The organism is Labrys okinawensis (assembly GCF_002982075.1).
GTDB lineage: Bacteria > Pseudomonadota > Alphaproteobacteria > Rhizobiales > Labraceae > Labrys > Labrys okinawensis_A.
Genome location: NZ_PUEJ01000010.1, coordinates 79,096 through 98,314, shown reverse-complemented (window position 1 = coordinate 98,314; position 19,219 = coordinate 79,096). Strand labels below are relative to the sequence as shown.

Below are 19,219 nucleotides of genomic sequence, written 5' to 3'. Positions count from 1 at the left end.
CACCCCGGCCCGTTAAGGCCGTTTTCCGGCTTGGTCCTCGCCCGCGTTCGAGTACCCAACCTGAACAGTTGATCGAGGCCGCACCACCGGACCTCGTAGCACAGGGATAGGCGCGATGATCATACACCCTGGCTTCATCGGGATCGATGTCTCCAAACACCATCTCGATATTTTCAATGCCACCACCCAGCATGTCGAGCGCATCGACAACACCCCACAGGCGATCACCTCGACTTTCGAGCGCTTGCGAGCCGATCCAATCAAGCTCGTCGCCTTCGAAGCGACCGGGCCTTATGATGGGCCGTTGCGTACGGCTCTGGCCAGCCTGCAACTGTCCCTTGTCCGCATCAATCCGGCCCGTGCCCGCGACTTTGCCAAGTCCATCGGCCTGCTGGCCAAGACCGACGCCATCGACGCCCGCATGCTCGCCGCCATGGCCCAGTGCCTCAACCTGCAAGCCGACCCTGCCGATGATCCCCACCGCCAGCAACTGGCCTTGCTGCACAAGCGCCGCGACCAGTTCGTCGCCACCCGCAAGCAGGAACTGACGCGCCTGGCTCAAGCCGACATGGCCCAGATCCGCGACAGCCTCCTGGACCATCTCGCCTGGCTGGAGGCCGCCATTGCCAGCCTCGACCAGCATATCACTCGCCTCATTGCCCGCCATGACAGCCTTGAGCAAAGGCGCCAACTCATGTGCTCCACTCCAGGCATCGGCAAGGTCATTTCCACGACCCTGCTGGCTCTCCTGCCCGAACTTGGCCAACGCTCGCCCAAGACCATCGCCGCCTTGGCAGGCCTGGCTCCCTTCAATCGCGATAGCGGCCTCATGCGCGGCACACGCAAAGTCATCGGCGGCAGACGCCGCGTGCGCCAGGCCCTCTACATGGCTGCTGTTTCAGCCAGCCGATCCAAATCCAACTTCGCCCAAACTTATCGCGCACTGCGACAAGCCGGAAAGCCGCCCAAACTGGCTCTCATCGCCTTGGCCCGAAAGATCCTCATCACTCTCAATGCAATCTTGCGCGATCAGGCCCCGTTCAAGGCCTGACACTCGCTCAACTACAGTTGCCGGAAACGCCGCCTCAATCGGTATCGAATGGCACCTCGTCGGAATCGACGATTGCCTTGGTTGCCTTCTTGGCGGCAGGCTTCTTGGCGGCGGTGGCTTTCTTGGCTGGCGCCTTCTTGGCCGCCGGTGCCTTGCCGGCCTTGGCGGCGATCAACTCGATCGCCTGCTCGAGGGTGATGGAATCGGCTTCCATACCCTTGGGCAGGGTGGCGTTGACCTTGCCATTGGTGACATAGGCGCCATAGCGGCCAGGCTTGACCTCGATCTTGCCGCCGCCGGGATAATCGCCGAGGGGCCGGCCGGCCGGGGCGCTGCCGCCGAAGCGGCGGCCTGCACCGCCGCTCTCCTTGGTGAGGATGAGGTCGACCGCCCGATTGGCGCCGATCGAGAGCACGTCGTCGTCCTTGTCGAGGCTGGCAAAGGTCTTCTCATGCTGAACATAAGGACCGTAGCGGCCTATATTGACCAGGATCGGCTTTCCCGTATCCGGATGGACGGCGACTTCCCTGGGCAGAGAGAGCAACGCCAATGCCCGCTCCAGGTCGACGCCGGAGGCACTCATGCCGCGCGGCAGGCTGGAACGCTTGGGCTTGTCGCCTTCGCCGAGTTGGACGTAAGGACCGAAACGCCCGTCGCGAAGCGTGACGTCGAGGCCGGTTTCCGGATCGGTCCCCAGCTTCTTCGTGCCTGCCTCCCCGCCACCTTCCGCCTCGCCATTCGCGCCGGCGCCGGCGGAGAAATTGCGGGTGTAACGGCATTCGGGATAGTTGGAGCAACCGATGAAGGGACCCTGCCTGCCGAGCTTGAGCGAGAGCGTGCCGGTACCGCACACCTTGCATTGGCGCGGATTGGAGCCGTCGCCCCGGTCGGGGAAGATGTGAGGACCGAGCAGGTCGTTGAGGGCATCGAGCACCTGGGTGGTGCGCAATTCCTTGGTGCCGTCGATGGCGGCTGAGAAATCACGCCAGAAATCGCGCAGGACTTCCTTCCAGTCGAGCTCGTGGTTGGAGATGCGGTCGAGCTTTTCCTCCAACGCGGCGGTGAAGTCATATTCGACGTAACGGGCGAAGAAGCTCTCGAGGAAGGCGGTGACGAGGCGGCCCTTGTCCTCGGCCTTCAGGCGCTTCTTGTCGACAGAGACATATTCGCGATCCCGCAGCGTGGCGAGCGTCGCGGCATAAGTCGAGGGCCGCCCGATACCGAGTTCCTCCATGCGCTTGATCAGCGTTGCCTCGCTGTAGCGCGGCGGCGGCTCGGTGAAATGCTGGGTAGCGGCGATCGATTTCTTGTCGAGCGTTTCGCCAGCCGACATGGCGGGCAGGCGCTTGCCGTCCTCCTCGTCGCCATCATCGTCGCGGTCTTCATTGTAGAGCGTGAGGAAGCCGTCGAACTTGACGACCTGGCCCGTCGCGCGCAGGTCGAGCTTGCGGCCGCCGGACTCGACCAGGATGTCGACGGTGGTGCGCTCGAGCTCGGCGGACGCCATCTGGCTGGCAATCGTACGCTTCCAGATCAACTCGTAGAGCCGGGCCTGCTCGTTGTCGAGGAAGCGGGCGACATCCTTGGGGGTGCGGAAGGGATCGGTCGGGCGGATCGCCTCGTGGGCTTCCTGGGCGTTCTTGGCCTTGGTGGTGTAGCGGCGAGGCGTTTCGGGCAAATAGCCCGGGGCATAGCTCTTGCCGATCATGCTGCGCACGGCAGCGATGGCCTCCGGGGCCATGTCGACGCCATCGGTACGCATATAGGTGATCAGGCCGACCTGTTCGCCATTCAGGTTCACGCCTTCATAGAGACGCTGGGCGATCTGCATGGTTCGGTTGGGCGACAGGCCGAGCTTGCGGCTGGCCTCCTGCTGCAGCGTCGACGTGGTGAAGGGCGGGAAGGGATTGCGCCGGGCGGGCTTGGCCTCGACGCTGGCGACGACATAATGGCCCCGATCGAGGGCGTTCCGGAAGGCGAGCGCCTCCTTCTCCGTGCCCACGTCGAGGCGCTGGATCTTCTGGCCGTCGGCCCCGACGAGGCGAGCCTCGAACAGATCGCCGCGCGGCGTGGCGAGCGTAGCGACGAGGGACCAATATTCGCGGGCGACGAAGCGCTCGATCTCCAGTTCCCGGTCGCAGACCAGGCGCAGGGCTACCGATTGAACGCGTCCGGCTGAGCGGGCGCCCGGCAGTTTGCGCCAGAGCACCGGCGACAGGCGGAAGCCGACGAGATAGTCGAGGGCCCGGCGGGCGAGATAGGCATCGACCAGGCCTTCGTCGATCTCGCGCGGTGCCTTCATGGCCTTCAGCACCGCATCCTTGGTGATGGCGTTGAAGGTCACACGTTCGACAGGAATGTCCTTGATGGCGCGCTTCTGGCGCAGGATCTCCAGGACGTGCCAGGAGATCGCCTCGCCCTCGCGGTCGGGGTCGGTTGCCAGAATGAGCTTGTCGCTCTCCTTCACCGCCCTGGCGATGTCGGACAGGCGCTTGCCGGCCTTGGCATCGTTTTCCCACACCATGGCGAAATCGGCGTCGGGCTCCACCGAACCGTCCTTGGCCGGCAGGTCGCGCACGTGACCATAGGAGGCGATCACCTGGTAGTTGGAACCGAGATATTTGTTGATCGTCTGTGCTTTGGCAGGCGACTCAACGATGACGACAGGCATGGGGCGGGCCGTTCACTACGCGGAAAACGAAATCTTCCCTGCCAGGAGCTCACCTTGGTGGCCGGCCAAACAGGGCATGGAAACGAGCAGGCCGTCCGGCTTTCGGCGCGAATAGGCGTCCTGGAGCCGTCGACTAACTGCCAAATAAGGGTAAATCCGAAAATTGCAAACCGGCGCATTTGTCGGATCAGGCGGTGTTGCAACCACCAAGGCGGCGGCAAGATGGGCAAAAGGCGAAGGTAAGTCAATTCGACCGAGCGGCTTACAACAGCGACACCATGCCGTTGCCGTGCCGTTCGATCCGTCCCGACATATCGAGCTCCAGCAAAGCGAGCTGAACCCGCCGGGCATCGAGGCCGCTGGCGCGCACCAGCTCATCCATAGCCACGGGCGAGGGACCGAGCACGGCGATCAGCCGATTCTGGTCGGGGTCGCCCGTCGAGGCGAACGGTGGGGTGGGAGGGGCTTCGGAGGAGGGGGGCTCGAAATTGAAACGAGGTTGAACGGGTCGCCGCGGCGGCGCTACCGGGCGCTCGACCAGTGGCGCAAGGGCTTCCAGCACGTCGCCGGCATGCCGGACCAGGACGGCACCCTCGCGCAGCAATTTGTTGCTGCCTTCGTTGCGCGGGTCGAGTGGGGAGCCCGGGACTGCCATCAGTTCCCGCCCCTGTTCCAAAGCCAGGCGGGCGGTGATGAGAGAGCCGGAACGCGCGGCGGCCTCGATGATCACCACGCCAAGCGACAGGCCCGAAACGATACGGTTTCGTTTGGGAAAATCACGTGCGGTCGCCACCCAGTCGAACGGCATTTCGGACAGGACGCAGCCCGCCTGGCCGATGTCCCGTGCGAGCTGTAGGTGCTGGGGAGGATAGATATTGCCGAGCCCGCCGCCGACCACGGCGACGGTGCCGTTTCCGATCGTCGCGCTATGGGCCGCTTCATCGATCCCGCGTGCCAGGCCGGAAACCACGGTGAAGCCGGCATTGGCGAGTTCGCTCGCCATTGCAGCAGCGAATCGGCGTCCGAGTGCGGAGGCATTGCGGGCGCCCACGATAGCGACCATCGGCCGGGACAAGGGAGCGAGCGAACCCCAGGCGGCGAGGAGGGGCGGAGCCGAATCGATAGCGGCCAGGGAGACGGGGTAATCCGCTTCGCCCATGGCCACGAAGCGGGCGCCAAGGGCAGCCATGGCCTGCAATTCGCGCTGGAGGCTGGCCTCGGATGGCAGCTTGAGGGCTCGGCCGCTGCGCCTGGCGATCTCCGGCAAGGCTTCGATCACCGCGCGGGCGGAGCCGTGGCTTTCCAGGAGGCCCTTGAAGCTGACGGGGCCAATGCCGTCGCAGCGGATCAGGCGCAGCCAATCCAGCTTTTCTTCATCCGGAAGGACTGAGCCTGGCGACGTCACGCCTTCTTTCCGATGCGGCTCTCCGTGCCATTGAGGAGGCGGCCGATATTGGCGCGGTGCATCACCCAGAGGACCGCCGAGAGGACGGCAAAGAGCAGGGCTTCACGCTGGTAGCCCATCAGCAACAGCCCGATCGGGCTCAGCAGACTGGCGGTCAGGGCGGAGGCGGAAGAATAGCGGGTGGTGAAGGCCACCAGGACCCAGACCAGTGCGAAAAAAATGGCGATGGGCCAGGCGAAGGCGGCGAGCAGTCCGAGATAGGTCGCGACCCCCTTGCCGCCCTTGAATTTCAGCCAGATCGGGAAGAGATGGCCGACAAAGGCGGCGAGCCCGGCGACGACGGCGGCCCCATCCCCCCAGAAATGGCGGGCGAGCAGCACGGCGGCCGTGCCTTTGAGAGCGTCGAGGATCAGGGTAGCCGCCGCCAGATCCTTGCGGCCGGTGCGCAGGACGTTGGTGGTGCCGATATTGCCCGAGCCGATGGCGCGGATATCACCCAGCCCTGCCACGCGGGTGAGAATCAGGCCAAAGGGGATCGACCCGAGAAGATAGCCGAGCAGCAGCGCCGCCAGCGTCGTCGTCAGGGTCAGGTCGGCAAACATCGGCAGCTCGCTTTGAAGGAAAAGTCCGTGCCGCACACTATCGCCACTGACCAAGGCCCGGCCACGAAAATTTTCATCGACACGCGGGGTGAGGTGTCGGTGAAGGAGTTTTCCTCAGCCTTTGATGGGCACCAGATTGCGATGACCCGGGAGCACGCTAAGGCTTTCCCCATGTGCCGAGCTGGTTCAATGCTGTATGACGCTAAAGCGTTTTGTTATTTCCCGGAATCACCGAGAATCGCAAAGACGCGTCGGAACAAAGAGTTAAGAGCTAGGGCAAACAAGCGTTCGCATGTGAACGCGCTTTGCTCCAGCGCAGGCCGCATGTGCGGGACGGCCGACTGAAGGAGATTTGAATGCGTGCCATCGTGGCTTCGGCCCTGTTCCTCGCGTTTGCCGGCGCTGCCCTCGCGCAGCAGCCGACCTATAACGAGCAGGTCGAAAAGGAGTTTCCCGCCCTGGACAGGCTGGTGAAGGCCCAGCCCTACAAGGGTGCCTATAGTGCCCTGCTGAAGGAATTGTCGCCCGTTCCCGACTATCTGTCCGACGTCCTCAGGCGCAAGGGCGACTACATGACCTTCGGTTCCAAGCAGGTGAATGTCGACGGTTCTCCCTATCGCGTCGCCATGGTCTGCCCGACCAACGTGACCTGTGCCGAATATGGCAGCGTCTTCCTGTTCACGGCGGATGGCCGCCGGGCCTGGGCGGAGGTCCGCGACGGCGACAAGCCGGTCTATCTGGGCGCGCCCAGCGCGGCGCAGAAACAGGCCTTGGACCAGGCTTTCGACGAATAATGCCTGGGCGCGGTCTGGTGTGCCGGTCTTCAGACCGGCATACCAATGACCGCCTTCGCAGCGCCAGGTCGGGCAATACGCGACCTGCATGGCTTTTCCCAAGCGGGGACGCTGGTATCAGCTCCGCTCGAACACCTGCTTGCCAGAAACGAAGGTCCGCGAAACCAGGCCGCTGAGGCGGGCTTCGTCGAAGGGGGAGTTCTTGCAGCGCGAGCGCAGCTTGGCCGCGTCGAGCACGAAGGGCACGTCGGGATCGAAGACGATGATGTCCGCGCCGGCCCCCTTGCCCAGTGTGCCGCCGGGCAGGCGCAGGATCTCGGCGGGGCGGGTCGATAGGGCGCGCAGCAGGCCGATCAGGTCGAGCGAACCGTCATGTACCAGGCGAAGTCCCGCCGAGAGCATGGTCTCCAGGCCGATGGCGCCGTCGGCCGCCTCGGCGAAGGGCTGGCGCTTGGTCTCGACGTCCTGGGGGTTGTGATCGGAGACGATCGCGTCGACCAGCCCGTCCTTGATGGCCTGCACCAGGGCCAAGCGGTCATCCTCATGGCGCAGCGGCGGCGAGACCTTGCAGAAGGTACGGAAGCCGTCGATGTCGTTCTCGTTGAGAGTGACGTGGTTGATCGAGGTCGAGGCGGTGACGTTGAGCCCGTCCTGCTTGGCCCGGCGCAATACGTTCAGGGAGGCGCGGCAGGTGACGGTGGCGGCGTGATAACGCCCGCCGGTCAGGGCGACCAGGCGCATGTCCCGCTCCAGCAGCATTGCCTCGGCCTCGGCGGGGATGCCGGGCAGGCCGAGGCGGCTGGCAAATTCGCCCTCGTTCATCACCCCGTCGCCGGCCAGGTCCTTGTCCTGGGTGTGATGGATGATGAGGGCGTCGAAATCGCGCGCATAGGTCAACGCCCGGCGCATCACGCGCGCATTCATCACGCTGCGTGCGCCGTCGGTGAAGGCCAGGGCGCCGGCCTCGCCGAGCAGGCCGATTTCGGTCATCTCCTGGCCGGCCAGACCCTTGGTCAGCGCCGCCATGGCATGGACATGCACGATGGCGGTGTCGCGGGCGCGGCGCAGCACGAAATCGACCACGGCGGGATCGTCGATCGGCGGATGGGTTTCAGGCGTGCACACGATGGTGGTGACACCGCCGGCGGCTGCGGCTTGAGAGGCGGTAGCGAGCGTTTCGCGATGCTCGGCGCCTGGTTCGCCCGTCACGGCCCGCATGTCGATGAGGCCAGGTGCGAGGATCTGGCCTTCGCAGTCGATGACGGCAATATCCGGGCCAACGACACCGGCGGTGAGGTGGGGTCCGATATCGGCGATGACGCCGTCGCGAATCAGCAGGCCGCCGCGCTGCTGGCTGCGGGCGGCGGGATCGGTCAGGAGGGCATTGGCCAGAAGCAGAGGGCGAGCACTATTCAACGGATTTTCCCCTCAGGCATTCGGCAGGTTGCGGGCGAGCGCTTCGAGCACGGCCATGCGGACGGCGACGCCCGCTTCCACCTGCTCACGGATGAGCGACTGCGCGCCATCCGCGACGGCGGTATCGATCTCCACTCCGCGATTCATCGGGCCCGGATGCATCACCAGCGCATCCGGCTTGGCATGACTGAGCTTTTCCTCGTCCAGCCCGAAATAGCGGAAATATTCCTTGGTGGATGGGATGAAGGCGCCGGCCATGCGCTCGCGCTGGAGGCGCAGCATCATCACGATGTCGGCGTTATCCAGGCCTTCCTTCATGTCCCTGTGGATCTCGACGCCGAAGCGGTCGATGCCGGCCGGCAACAGGGTGGAGGGGGCGATCAGGCGCACGCGGGCACCAAGCGTGCCGAGCAGCAGGATGTTGGAGCGGGCGACGCGCGAATGCAGGATGTCGCCACAGATCGCCACCGTCAGCCCGGCAATCCGCCCCTTGTTGCGGCGGATGGTGAGGGCATCGAGCAGGGCCTGGGTCGGATGTTCGTGGGCGCCATCCCCGGCGTTGACCACGGCGCAATCGACTTTTCGCGCCAGGAGATGCACGGCGCCAGCCTGGTTATGGCGCACCACGATCACATCGGGCCGCATCGCGTTGAGGGTCACCGCCGTGTCGATCAACGTCTCGCCCTTCTTCACCGAGGACGAGCCGACCGACATGTTCATTACGTCTGCCCCGAGACGCTTGCCTGCCAGTTCGAAGGAGGACTGGGTGCGCGTCGAGGGCTCGAAGAACAGGTTGATCTGGGTCCGCCCGCGCAAGGCGGATGATTTCTTCTCGACCTGCCTGTTGAAGGCGATGTGCTCGTCGGCTTCGTCGAGCAGGCTGATGATGTCGCTCTCCGTCAGGCCTTCTATGCCGAGGAGGTGGCGGTGCGGATACGTCGCTGGAGCTGGCTTTGTCATCAAAGCCGACTTCATAGGCCGCACAGGTGACGGCAGCAAGGCAGGAGATGAGGCTGGCGCATTTTTCCACCGCGGGCATTGGATGGGCTATCTCCTCAGCTCCATCGAATGATGGCGCGATCGACCTCCTGGAAGTGCTGCCATCGCCACAAGAAAGTGATCGATCTGGAGATCGCCCCTCCGGACTGCCTTGCCTATCCCCCCGACCAATGCTATCCGCGATCGCGGTACTCGAACCTGGGAAAGGAGGGCTGCGCATGATTATTCGTTCCGACCATCATCGCCAGCGTGGCCCAGTCCAGGCCCTGCAAATGCGTTTGCAGGGCTGACCAGAGGCCGTTTCTTCCCCCGTACTGGTCTGCCCTGATGGCCGTGCAGAACGAGCTCCCGCTCGTGATTGCGCATCGTCAAACGCCGCGCCTTCGCCCTGCATCCCCCCGATGGCTTGATGCCCGGGACATTGCGATCGCCGGTTCGGACCAGAGAATTTCCATGAGCCTGATTACCCTGCGCAACCTCGGCGTGACGCTGAGCGCACCGCTCTTCTCGCAACTCACCCTCACCATCAATGCCGGCGACCGCATCGGCCTGGTGGCGGCCAACGGCCGGGGCAAGTCCACTTTGCTCCGCTGCATTGCCGGCACGATGGAAGCCGGGGAGGGGGACATCATAAGGTCACGCGGGCTGACCGTCGGCCATGTCGAACAAAATGTGCCGTCCCTCCTTCTGGACATCCCCTTTTACGAGGCCGTCCTCGCGGCGCTGCCCGAAGAGGCGCAGGCGAGCGAGGCTTGGCGCGTCGACGTCACCCTCGATTCGCTGCAGGTGCCGAACGATCTGCGGCAAAAACCTCTTGGGCAGTTGAGTGGGGGGTGGCTGAGGCTTGCCATGCTGGCCCGGGTCTGGGTCAGGGAGCCCGATCTCCTGCTGCTCGACGAGCCCACCAACCATCTCGATCTTACCAAGATCGCGCTGCTGGAGGACTGGCTCAATGCCCTGCCGCGGGACGTGCCCGTGATGGTGGCAAGCCATGATCGCGCCTTCCTCGATGCCACGACAAACCGCACCCTGTTCCTGCGCCCGGAGGGGTCGCATTTGTTTCCCTTGGCCTATTCGCGGGCGCGCGCTGCTCTCGCGGAAGCCGACGCTTCGGAGGAGCGGCGCTATCAGCGCGACATCAGGACGGCCCAGCAGTTGCGCAAGCAGGCCGCGAAGCTGAACAATATCGGCATCAACTCCGGCAGCGATCTGCTGGTGGTCAAGACCAAGCAGCTCAAGGAGCGGGCAGAGCGGCTGGAGGAGGCGGCAAGGCCGGCCCATCAGGAGCGCTCCGCCGGGGCGGTTCGTCTTGCCAGCCAGGGCACGCATGCAAAGGTGCTGGTGACGCTGGAGGATGCGGCCGTGACGACACCGGATGGCACGCTGCTGTTCCGGACCGGCAAGCACTTCATCTGCCAGGGCGATCGCATCGTCCTCCTCGGCCGGAACGGGACGGGCAAGAGCCGCCTCGTCACCATGCTGCGCCGCGCCATAGCGCAGCCGGAAATAGGCGCGGAAGGCATCAAGGCAACGCCCGCCCTGGTGCTGGGCTATGGCGACCAGGCCCTGGCCGATCTCGACGATGGGCAGACGCCGCATCACGCCCTGACCCATCGATTCGATATCGGCGACCAGCGCGGGCGCTCCCTCCTGGCCGGAGCCGGCATCGCCATCGAAAAGCAGACCCGGCCGATCGGCCGGCTTTCCGGCGGCCAGAAGGCCCGCCTGGGCCTTTTGATGCTGCGCCTGGCCGAGCCGAACTTCTATCTCCTCGACGAGCCGACCAATCATCTCGACATCGAAGGCCAGGAGGCATTGGAGGGGGAATTGCTGCGTCCCAACGTCAGTTGTCTGCTGGTCTCGCATGACAGGAGCTTCGTACGGGCCGTCGGCAGCCGTTTCTGGCTGATCGAGGGCCGCAAACTCATCGAGGTGGACGAGCCGGAGGCGTTCTTCGCTTCGGTCAGCCCGGCGGGGAGGTGAACCCTCTCCGCCGGGCCATCCGCGATTTGCCGAGCTTTCCGCGGCGGGCTTTTCGCATGGATCGGGAGGGCCGCTCTCCTCCCGGCCCACGGAATATTTCCCTTGTCCGGGCGCGGGGGCTGGCTCTTAATGCTCGCGCCGGGGGGCGCAGAACACGAGCAGACAGGAAGGACGCTCATGGCAGGCGCGGCGGCAGCTCAGTCGAAAGTGGGGACCGTACTCAGGGTCACCAGCGGCAATTTCCTCGAAATGTTCGATTTCTTTCTGTTCGGGTTCTACGCCACCCAGATTTCCCAGGCTTTCTTTCCCTCCCAGAACGAAACGACGTCTCTTCTGCAAGCCTTCATGACGTTCGGTGCCGGTTTCCTGATGCGGCCGCTCGGCGCATTGTTCCTCGGCGCCTATATCGATCGCATCGGCCGGCGGCAGGGGCTGATCGTTACGCTCGGCATCATGGCGATGGGGACGGTGCTGATCGCCTTCGTGCCCGGTTACGCCACCATCGGCCTGATGGCGCCGATCCTGGTCCTGGTCGGGCGGTTGCTGCAGGGCTTTTCGGCGGGCGTGGAACTGGGCGGCGTGTCCGTCTATCTCGCGGAGATGGCAACCCCGGGCAACAAGGGCTTTTATGTCTCCTGGCAATCGGGCAGCCAGCAGGTCGCCATCATCGTCTCCGCCCTGATCGGCTATGCGCTCAATCGCCTGTTCGTGCCGGCGACCATCACCGATTGGGCCTGGCGCATTCCCTTCTTCATCGGCTGCATGATCGTGCCGCTGCTGTTCTTCCTGCGCCGGAGCCTGGAGGAGACGGCCGAGTTCGAGGCACGCCACATCCGCCCGACCTTGCAGCAGGCCGTGTCTTCCCTGCTGCAGAACTGGCAGGTCGTGCTGCTCGGCGTGATGCTCGTTCTGATGACCACCGTCTCCTTCTATCTGATCACGGTCTACACGCCGACCTTCGGCAAGAATGTGCTCAAGCTGTCGGAGTCCGATGCCCTCGTCGTCACCCTTTGCGTCGGCATCTCCAATTTCATCTGGCTGCCGGTGATGGGAGCTTTGTCGGACCGCATCGGGCGTTTTCCCATTCTGGCGATCTTCTCCTTCCTGATGCTGGTGACGGCCTATCCCGCGCTGTCCTGGCTGGTCAGTGCCCCGAGCTTTTCCCGCATGCTGGAGGTCGAGCTGTGGTTTTCCTTCCTCTATGGCAGCTATAACGGCGCCATGGTGGTGGCCCTGACCGAGATCGTGCCGGCCCATGTCCGCACGACGGGCTTTTCGCTGGCCTACAGCCTCGCCACGGCGCTTGGCGGTTTCTCGCTGGCGATCTCCACTTGGCTGATCTCGCTTTTGCAGAACAAGGCCGCTCCCGGGCTGTGGCTGTCGGTGGCGGCAGCCTGCGGATTGGTCGCGGCGCTGCTCATCTATCGCACGAAACTGGCAAGCAGCCGGCCGGATCCGGCTTCGGCGTTCTAGACAATCGGGCGATTGTGCCCGAATGCTCGGTTGGTCCAACTCTTTGCTGGACAATTTCCTGTGTATTCCGGCAGATCGCAGGATGCTTTGGGAGTGATGGTCGCCGATGTCGGATGTCGTGAGATTGGGGCGGGAGGCGGCCTGGACTCTCGCTTATGGCGCCTGCCGCGGAGCCGGTGCCGGCGAGGCGATCGCGCGGTCGCTCGCCGATGCCGTCGTGGCCGCCGAATGGGTGGGGCGCTCCTCGGTGGGGCTCTCCCATCTGCGCGATTACCTGGTCGGTTTTACCTCGGGCAGGATCGCCACCGACGTGGAGCCGGAGCTCGACGATCCGGCCTTGGCCATCATCCGCTCTGACGCGAAAGGCGGCATCGCCCAGCTTGGTTTCGACAGGGCCTTCGAGGAATTGTGCAACCGCGCAGGCCGCTATGGGCTGGCCGCCTTTGCCCAGCGCAACAGCTATACCACCGGGGAGCTCGGGTCCTATGTGCGCCGCCTGGCCGAGCGGGGACTGGTGGCTCTTGCCGCTTCGAATGGTCCGGCCCTGATGGCAGCCGCGTTGGGCAGCGAGGCGGTCTATTGCACCAATCCGCTGGCATTCGCGGCGCCTGTCGCCGGCGAGCCCCCCTTGGTGATCGACCAGGCTTCCAGCGCCACGGCCTTCGTCAATGTCCGGCAGGCCGCCGAGAAGGGCGAGGCCATTCCCGAGGGCTGGGCGATCGATGCACAGGGGCAGCCGACGACCGATGCCCGCGAAGCCGTCAAGGGAGCCCTCTTGGCTTTCGGCGGCGCGCGCGGCGGCAATATCGCGCTGATGGTCGAAGTGCTGGCGGCCGGCATCAGCGGGGCGAACTGGTCGCTCGATGCTCCCCGCTTCATGACCGGTGCGAAGAGCCCGGGTGCGGGCCTGTTCGTTCTCGCCCTGAAGCCCGATCTGCTGGAGCCGGATTTTGCCGACCGCTTGAGGCAGCAGTTGGAAAGGCTGTCCGGCAAGGGCGTGCATATTCCCGGTCGCAGGCGCGCGGAGGACACCATCGAGGTCCCCAAGGCGGTGATCGAAGCGCTGGAACGGCACGGACGCTGATCGCTTCCGCCGTTCCGGCTCCGGCCGGCATCAATGGATCCGCGCGCCCTGGCGGCGCAGTTCCTGTTGCACCTGCGCGATATCGACGTCGTGGAAGGAGCGCCCGCTCTTCAGGGAAACCGCTGCGGCGACGCCCGCCCCCTGGCCGGCAACGGCGCAGCACATCATGTTGCGCACGGCCGCATGCGAGACCTTGTCGCCACCGATGCTTCGGCCGGCGACGATCAGGTTCTTGATCTTGTAAGGCAGCATGGCGCGGTAGGGCACATGGAAATATCGCCCGGTCGTCGGCAGGATCAGAATGCCGTAGCCGTCGATGAATTCGGGGAAGATGCCGATCGAATCATCGAAACGCGCCTGTTCGCGCACATCCGAACCCGCCATGTTGTAGTGGGCGTCGATCTTGCGGGTGTCGCGAATGCCGATCGTCATGCCGAAATTGCGCAGCTTGGCGGTTTCGCAGCCGGGCATGTAGCGGCGCAGGGCTTCCACCGCCATCACAGCCTGGCGCCGCCCCTCGATCTCGCCCTTGGTGAGGTCGCCGGGATCCGTCCCATCCACCTCGGGCAGATGCACCAGATTGAGATAGGTCAGGTCCCCCTGGTCGGAAACCGCTCCCCAGGTGCCGCAGATGGTGGACAGATTGGCGGGAATCTCGCCGGCCTCGATTGCCTTGCTGAAAGGCTTGCGCAGGAAGGGCGAGAACATAGCATCCTCCTTGCCGGTGGTCTCCACGGTCCATTCGCCGCCGCCCCAGTCCTTGTAGGTCTGCGGATCGGACTTCACCGCCTCGATGAACCGGCGCTTGTCGACGCCGCACATTGAGAACATCACCGAAGCGGCCTGCATCTCTTCGCGTGGTGTCTTGTAGGTGGGAGCGCCCGCCCGGAAAGCGATGTCGGCATCGCCGGTCGCATCCACCACGCGCCTGGCGAGGATCGCCTCCCGCCCGGCCTTGCTTTCGGTGATCACACCCCTGATCTCGCCGTCCTCGACAAGGGTGCCCACGACCAGCCTGTGGAGCAGGGGGCGGATCCCGGCTTCCTGGACCAGGACGTCGGCGACGTATTTGAACAGTTCGGCGTCGAGCGCCTGGCTGTCGGATTGCGGTTCGGGCTGGGCGGCGCCCATCGCCTTGGCGCGCTGTTCGAACTCGATGCCGATACCCTCGCTGTCGACCGTGTGCTCGTGTCGGTACCAGGCAAAGCCCTCGACCCCCACCTGGGTGATGTTGCCGCCGAAGCAGCCATGGCGCTCCAACAGAGTCGTCTCGGCGCCGGCACGCGCGGAGGCGAGGGCGGCTGCCAGCCCCGCCGGGCCGCTGCCGACCACCAGCACGTCGGTTTCCAGGATGACGTCGATTTGGCGCGCTGGTTCAGTGATGGTTCGCATGAGGTCATCGCCCGTAGCCCAGGCGATCCAACGCGCCTTGCAGGATGAAGGATGCCGCCATTTTGTCGACGACTTCTGCCCGCCTGCGACGCGAAGCGTCGGCTTCCAGCAAGGTTCGGGTCACCGCTGCCGTCGACAGGCGTTCGTCCCAGAGGGCAACCGGCAGGTCGCTCAGGCGCTGCAGGTTGCGGGCAAAGCTCTCGGAAGCCTGGGCGCGCGGGCCTTTGCTGCCATCCATGTTGAGTGGATAGCCGAGCACCAGGCCGCCGACCTCGTGCCGGGCGCAGAGGGCGAGCAACTGCTCGGCATCGGCGGTGAATTTGGTGCGGCGGATCGTCTCCAGGGGCGAGGCGATGGTGAGCATCACGTCGGAAAGCGCCAGGCCGATCGTCTTGGTGCCGAGATCGAGGCCGAGCAGGCGCTGATTGGCGGGCAGGTTTTCTGCAAGGTCGAAGAGATCAACAATCAAGGAAATATCCCTGGGAGCGCGGACGTCCTCGTCCGCTCTACCCATCCATTGAATGTCACGGTCCTGGAAGCGGACGAGGACCTCCGCGCTCCCGGTAAGGGCGCCTCATCGTGGACCCCTGCGAGAATCCCGATAGCATTTTGCGCCGCTCAGGCGTTATGGTTTTCTGATCCAAGCACCAACCTCATTGTTCAAAGGATTTCCCAAATGCGTATTACCTGGCTCGGCCATGCCGCTTTTCGGGTCGAATTCGACGGCAAGGCCGTGTTGTTCGACCCCTTCCTGAGCGGGAATCCCTCCTTCAAAGGCGATCGTGCCGCCGTCAGCGCGGGCATCAGCCACATATTGCTCACCCATGGTCATGCCGATCATGTCGGTGACACCATCGAGCTGGCGCGGGAAACCGGCGCGACGGTGGTCTCCAACGCCGATCTCGTGACCTTCCTGGCCGGCAAGGGCGTGGAAAAGGTCGAGCCGATGAACACCGGCGGCACCGTCGATCTCGGCGGTTTCAGCGCCACCATGGTTCGAGCCGATCATTCGGCCAGCCTGATCGACAATGGCGTCAGCATTGCTGTCGGCAACGCCAATGGGCTCATCCTCAAGGCGCCGGGCCAGCCGACGCTCTATCATCTCGGCGATACCGACATCTTTTCCGACATGGCCCTGATCGCGGAATTGCATCAGCCCAAGATCGGCCTGGTGCCGATCGGAGACCGCTACACGATGGGCCCGCAAACCGCGGCGCTGGCGGTGAAGCGCTATCTCGATCTCGATGTCGCCATCCCCTGCCATTACGCCACATTCCCCGGCCTGGTAAGCAATGCCGACACCTTCGCCGCAGGGCTCGCCGGCACCAAGACGAGGGTGCTCGCTCCCAAGTCCGGCGAGAGCGTGGAAGTCGGGTGAGGATGCATGGGAGGAGCGCAGGCAGCCTGCACCCTAAGCGATGAATTTGCAGGCTGAAACGTTCGAGACGTGGCGTGTCCTCTCCAATGAGTTCGCGCTGATCGGCAGCCCGCCCGCGCCTCCCTGTCCATAGGCTATCTGTGGCGCAGTCTTACCGATAACGGCAATAGCGCTTGCTGTAGTCGGCGGCGTTGACGTCCCCGAGGCTGGAGCCTTTCTGCCAGAGATCGCAGGCCTTGTTGCGGTTTCTTGGCACGCCCGTGCCGTCATAGGTCATGATTGCGAGGCCGACATAGCCTTGTGAATCGCCGGTTGCGATGGCCTGATTGTAGTAGTCGATCGCCTTCGGGTAGTTGCGGCGGCCACCGACGCCAAGGCGGTAATAATCGCCCAGCCCGGAAAGGGCGAACATGACCTTCTCGTCTGCGGCCCTCTCCAACAGCGCCAACGCCGCTGCCGGATCCTTCTTGACGCCGCGCTGGTTTTTCATCAGGCCGGTCGCCACATTGTAGAGCGCCCGTTTGTGCCCCTTTTCCATCGCTGCTTTGTAAGCCACCATGGCTTCCTTGTAGTTCCCGGCCTTGTCATAGCTGCGTCCGAGCTGGAAGAACTCCCTGGCTGGCGCGTCGGCAAGCTTCGTCGCCTTGAGGCAAGCGGTGATGGCTGCCGAGGTGTCGAGCTTGTCGAAGGTGACGCCGGGAAGGTTGGCCGGCTTCTGCTCGTCCATCGCATGGGCTGCCGCGCGATCACAGGCCTCGATATCCGGCGATGTTGGAACATCCCGCCCAGTCTGGGCGGATGGAGACGAAGTTGCCGCTTCCGTCGCCGGCGGCGGTGTGGCCCGGTCCTGTGCCGTTGTTTCCGCCGCTGGCGCCATCGGTATGGCCGGTGCGGCAGCCTTGCCGAGGGCCTTCAGCTTGATGTCGGCGAGGGGTTTGTAGACGCCCTTGAAGGTCCCGTTGGCCACCTGGTCGAGATAGGCTTGGAACATGGCGGGATCGGTGCTGTTCTGCACCGATTGCCAGAAGATGTCCTCGGCCGACTGGCTCGCCTGGGCAAGCAGCAGGGGACGGGCATGATCCGCCAGGCCCGGTGCGCTCCACGACAGCGCCAGCGCCGTGGCGAACAGCGGACCTGCCAGCAGTTTCATCGACATCCCTCGTCTCCGCTCATGTCTAACCATCCGGGCTGCCTGCGCCTGTCGCTCAGCCCGGCGGGCATTTGGCATTGAGATTGCCGGCCGCGTCGGCGTCCCCGGCCGACGCGCCCTGCCTGAAGAGGTCGCAGGCCTTGCCGACATCCTTGGCCACGCCCTGGCCCTTGAGATAGAGCAGGCCGAGGCCGGAATAGGCCGTGGGTTCCTTGTTCTTGACCCCGAGTTCGTAGATCGCCACGGCCTTGCGATAATCGCGGCTGGCGCCGAGGCCGTTGGCATACATCCAGGCGATTCGACTGACGGCCGGCCCATAATTTCCATCGATAGCCTTGTAATAGAGGCTGAGTGCCTTGATGGCATCCTTGGGAACACCGCGCCCGGCCAGATAGCGCCCGGCCAACTCGTAGAGTGAAAGCCCGTGGCCGAGCGAAGCGGCCTTCTGAAGCTGCGCCAGCGCCAGAGCGTCCTGTCCATTCTGTCCGTAGGCAGCGGAAAGCTGATAATAGACGCGGCGCGGCGCACCGGGCACCGCAATGGCCTTGCTGCAGGCGGCGATAGCCGCAGAGGCGCTGTCGGCCGACAGCCTCACGCCGGTGACTGCGGCCGGCTTGTCGGGATCGCGCGTATCGGCGGCAGCCTGGTCGCAGGCGGTCACGGCGGCATCCAGGGGCGCGTTGCCGGGCACCGGCGGCGGTGACGCCGTGGCCTGCCCGGCTGCCGGAGGCGGGGAAGGAATCGGTTTCGTTGCCGGCTGTTGCGCGGCTTTGGGCTGCAACGCGGCGAGCTTGATCTGGGCGAGCACCTTGTAGGTGCCCGTGAACGTGCCGGCGCCCACTTGGTCGAGATAGGCCTGGAACATGGCGGGATCGGAGCTGTTCTGGATCGATTGCCAGAACAGGTTTTCCGACTGGCCGTTGCCGGCGGAAGGTGGGTCGGGCGTGATTGCAGGCGGTGGAGTGCCTGCGCGCGCCGAGGGCAGCTCGCCCGTCAGCGTGACCCTGCCGACGATCCCGTCATAATAGGCCGGCACCTGCTCTCGTCCGGCGCTGCGGGCAAGGGCACGCACCTTCTCCTGCGTTTCCTTGGCCATGTCGATCAGCGTCAGATCCTGCCGCCCCAGCAGCGGCAGGAAGGAGCGCACGAAGACGGAGGTCTTTTCCGGATCGGCCGCCGAGAGGCGATCCAGCGCTTCCTGCTTGGTGCCGGCCGAGAACATGATGAAGACGCCGCCATCCGCTTCCATGCGTGCAAGCCCCCTGGTCGCGGGCAGCGCGCGTGTGCCGCCCTGGGCGAAGGGATTGTTGCGGCAGGCATCGAGTATCGCCACCACCTGCCGCGCGCCCCTGGCGCGGAAGCGATCGATGATGTCGGCGGCGTTGAAGGATTCGTCCTTGATGAGGCCGGCCTCGCCTTCCTTTGCGGTAGGGATGTCGACGGGCAACAGCCAGTTCTGACCGTCGATCTCGACGCCGTGGCCGGAGTAGTGGAAGAGCACGGTGTCGCCAGGGCTGATGGCGCCCTCCATCGTCGCCATGGCCCGGCTGATCTGGCGCTTGGTGCCGTTCTCCACGAGCGTGACCGCGAAGCCCGCCCGCTGCAATGCCTCGCGCATCGCCTGGGCATCGTTCACTGCCGTCTGCAGCGGCGGCACTTCCTGATAGGTGTTGTTGCCTACGATCAGGGCGAGCAGCTTGGCGGAGGCCGGCGTCATGCCGCTCCCGAAAGCCAGGAGCACGAACAGGAGCAGGACACAGCGTGCTCTCATGGAAGTCCCCCAATCGCAGAGGCAGGATAGCTTGCGCAACGGCCTCATGC

The 19,219-nt window shown here is 64.7% G+C and carries 15 protein-coding genes; 6 read left to right on the top strand and 9 right to left on the bottom strand.

What is annotated here, in order from left to right; genetic code table 11:
* The first annotated feature begins 115 nt into the window (after window positions 1-115).
* On the top strand, window positions 116-1,051 hold the full coding sequence (locus C5L14_RS23760) for an IS110 family transposase (protein ID WP_146126830.1): 936 nt from the start codon (window positions 116-118) through the stop codon (window positions 1,049-1,051).
* 34 nt (window positions 1,052-1,085) lie between these two features.
* Here the strand turns inward: C5L14_RS23760 and topA are convergent, their stop codons facing one another.
* The 3 genes from topA to plsY all read right to left on the bottom strand — a co-directional run bounded on the left by topA (window position 1,086) and on the right by plsY (window position 5,729).
* Window positions 1,086-3,722 (bottom strand): type I DNA topoisomerase, encoded by a 2,637-nt coding sequence (gene topA, locus C5L14_RS23755; RefSeq protein WP_105864559.1) that lies wholly within the window; start codon window positions 3,720-3,722, stop codon window positions 1,086-1,088.
* A 262-nt stretch (window positions 3,723-3,984) separates the two neighbouring features.
* Window positions 3,985-5,127: a DNA-processing protein DprA gene (gene dprA, locus C5L14_RS23750; protein ID WP_105864558.1), complete on the bottom strand. Its 1,143-nt coding sequence runs from the start codon at window positions 5,125-5,127 to the stop codon at window positions 3,985-3,987.
* A complete protein-coding gene (gene plsY, locus C5L14_RS23745) occupies window positions 5,124-5,729 on the bottom strand; it encodes a glycerol-3-phosphate 1-O-acyltransferase PlsY (RefSeq protein WP_105864557.1) in 606 nt (201 codons plus the stop codon). Before plsY ends, dprA begins: the two co-directional genes overlap by 4 nt.
* Window positions 5,730-6,085: 356 nt before the next feature.
* Here plsY and C5L14_RS23735 point away from each other — a divergent pair, with 356 nt between their 5' ends.
* A complete protein-coding gene (locus C5L14_RS23735; RefSeq protein ID WP_105864555.1) occupies window positions 6,086-6,523 on the top strand; it encodes a hypothetical protein in 438 nt (145 codons plus the stop codon).
* A gap of 117 nt (window positions 6,524-6,640) precedes the next feature.
* Here the strand turns inward: C5L14_RS23735 and C5L14_RS23730 are convergent, their stop codons facing one another.
* Window positions 6,641-7,939 carry a dihydroorotase gene (locus C5L14_RS23730; protein WP_105864554.1) on the bottom strand — a complete coding sequence of 433 codons (1,299 nt, stop codon included), beginning with the start codon at window positions 7,937-7,939 and terminating at the stop codon, window positions 6,641-6,643.
* A gap of 12 nt (window positions 7,940-7,951) precedes the next feature.
* Window positions 7,952-8,899, bottom strand: coding sequence for an aspartate carbamoyltransferase catalytic subunit (locus C5L14_RS23725; RefSeq protein ID WP_105864553.1), 948 nt, complete (start codon window positions 8,897-8,899; stop codon window positions 7,952-7,954).
* Window positions 8,900-9,391: 492 nt separating this feature from the next.
* Between C5L14_RS23725 and C5L14_RS23720 the strand changes: the two genes are divergently transcribed.
* The 3 genes from C5L14_RS23720 (at window position 9,392) to C5L14_RS23710 (ending at window position 13,478) form a co-directional block, all read left to right on the top strand.
* Entirely contained in the window at window positions 9,392-10,921 is a 1,530-nt protein-coding gene (locus C5L14_RS23720) for an ABC-F family ATP-binding cassette domain-containing protein (protein ID WP_105864552.1), read from the top strand.
* Between the two features lie 177 nt (window positions 10,922-11,098).
* Complete coding sequence (locus tag C5L14_RS23715) at window positions 11,099-12,394, top strand: MFS transporter (RefSeq protein WP_105864551.1); 1,296 nt, start codon at window positions 11,099-11,101, stop codon at window positions 12,392-12,394.
* A 106-nt stretch (window positions 12,395-12,500) separates the two neighbouring features.
* The gene (locus tag C5L14_RS23710; protein WP_181161311.1) at window positions 12,501-13,478 is read left to right on the top strand and encodes an Ldh family oxidoreductase; all 978 of its coding nucleotides are present in this window, start codon (window positions 12,501-12,503) and stop codon (window positions 13,476-13,478) included.
* Window positions 13,479-13,508: 30 nt separating this feature from the next.
* Here C5L14_RS23710 and C5L14_RS23705 read toward each other — a convergent pair whose 3' ends face one another.
* Together C5L14_RS23705 and ruvX are read right to left on the bottom strand one after the other, a co-directional pair.
* On the bottom strand, window positions 13,509-14,870 hold the full coding sequence (locus C5L14_RS23705; protein ID WP_105864550.1) for an FAD-dependent oxidoreductase: 1,362 nt from the start codon (window positions 14,868-14,870) through the stop codon (window positions 13,509-13,511).
* Between the two features lie 4 nt (window positions 14,871-14,874).
* On the bottom strand, window positions 14,875-15,339 hold the full coding sequence (gene ruvX, locus C5L14_RS23700) for a Holliday junction resolvase RuvX (RefSeq protein WP_245443533.1): 465 nt from the start codon (window positions 15,337-15,339) through the stop codon (window positions 14,875-14,877).
* Between the two features lie 207 nt (window positions 15,340-15,546).
* Here ruvX and C5L14_RS23695 point away from each other — a divergent pair, with 207 nt between their 5' ends.
* Window positions 15,547-16,248, top strand: a complete 702-nt coding sequence (locus C5L14_RS23695; protein ID WP_105864548.1) for a metal-dependent hydrolase — start codon at window positions 15,547-15,549, stop codon at window positions 16,246-16,248.
* Between the two features lie 151 nt (window positions 16,249-16,399).
* Here the strand turns inward: C5L14_RS23695 and C5L14_RS23690 are convergent, their stop codons facing one another.
* Both C5L14_RS23690 and C5L14_RS23685 read right to left on the bottom strand, forming a co-directional pair.
* Window positions 16,400-17,404: a tetratricopeptide repeat protein gene (locus C5L14_RS23690; RefSeq protein ID WP_105864547.1), complete on the bottom strand. Its 1,005-nt coding sequence runs from the start codon at window positions 17,402-17,404 to the stop codon at window positions 16,400-16,402.
* Between the two features lie 49 nt (window positions 17,405-17,453).
* A complete protein-coding gene (locus tag C5L14_RS23685) occupies window positions 17,454-19,169 on the bottom strand; it encodes a caspase family protein (RefSeq protein ID WP_181161310.1) in 1,716 nt (571 codons plus the stop codon).
* Between the last annotated feature and the right edge of the window lie 50 nt (window positions 19,170-19,219).

Coding starts and splice junctions, on each gene's coding strand:
- C5L14_RS23705 (WP_105864550.1), bottom strand. CDS start 14,870: ATGCGAACCATCACTGAACCAGCGCGCCAAATCGACGTCATCCTGGAA.
- C5L14_RS23710 (WP_181161311.1), top strand. CDS start 12,501: ATGTCGGATGTCGTGAGATTGGGGCGGGAGGCGGCCTGGACTCTCGCT.
- topA (WP_105864559.1), bottom strand. CDS start 3,722: ATGCCTGTCGTCATCGTTGAGTCGCCTGCCAAAGCACAGACGATCAAC.
- C5L14_RS23695 (WP_105864548.1), top strand. CDS start 15,547: ATGCGTATTACCTGGCTCGGCCATGCCGCTTTTCGGGTCGAATTCGAC.
- C5L14_RS23760 (WP_146126830.1), top strand. CDS start 116: ATGATCATACACCCTGGCTTCATCGGGATCGATGTCTCCAAACACCAT.
- C5L14_RS23735 (WP_105864555.1), top strand. CDS start 6,086: ATGCGTGCCATCGTGGCTTCGGCCCTGTTCCTCGCGTTTGCCGGCGCT.
- C5L14_RS23690 (WP_105864547.1), bottom strand. CDS start 17,404: ATGTCGATGAAACTGCTGGCAGGTCCGCTGTTCGCCACGGCGCTGGCG.
- C5L14_RS23715 (WP_105864551.1), top strand. CDS start 11,099: ATGGCAGGCGCGGCGGCAGCTCAGTCGAAAGTGGGGACCGTACTCAGG.
- plsY (WP_105864557.1), bottom strand. CDS start 5,729: ATGTTTGCCGACCTGACCCTGACGACGACGCTGGCGGCGCTGCTGCTC.
- C5L14_RS23685 (WP_181161310.1), bottom strand. CDS start 19,169: ATGAGAGCACGCTGTGTCCTGCTCCTGTTCGTGCTCCTGGCTTTCGGG.
- C5L14_RS23720 (WP_105864552.1), top strand. CDS start 9,392: ATGAGCCTGATTACCCTGCGCAACCTCGGCGTGACGCTGAGCGCACCG.
- C5L14_RS23725 (WP_105864553.1), bottom strand. CDS start 8,899: ATGACAAAGCCAGCTCCAGCGACGTATCCGCACCGCCACCTCCTCGGC.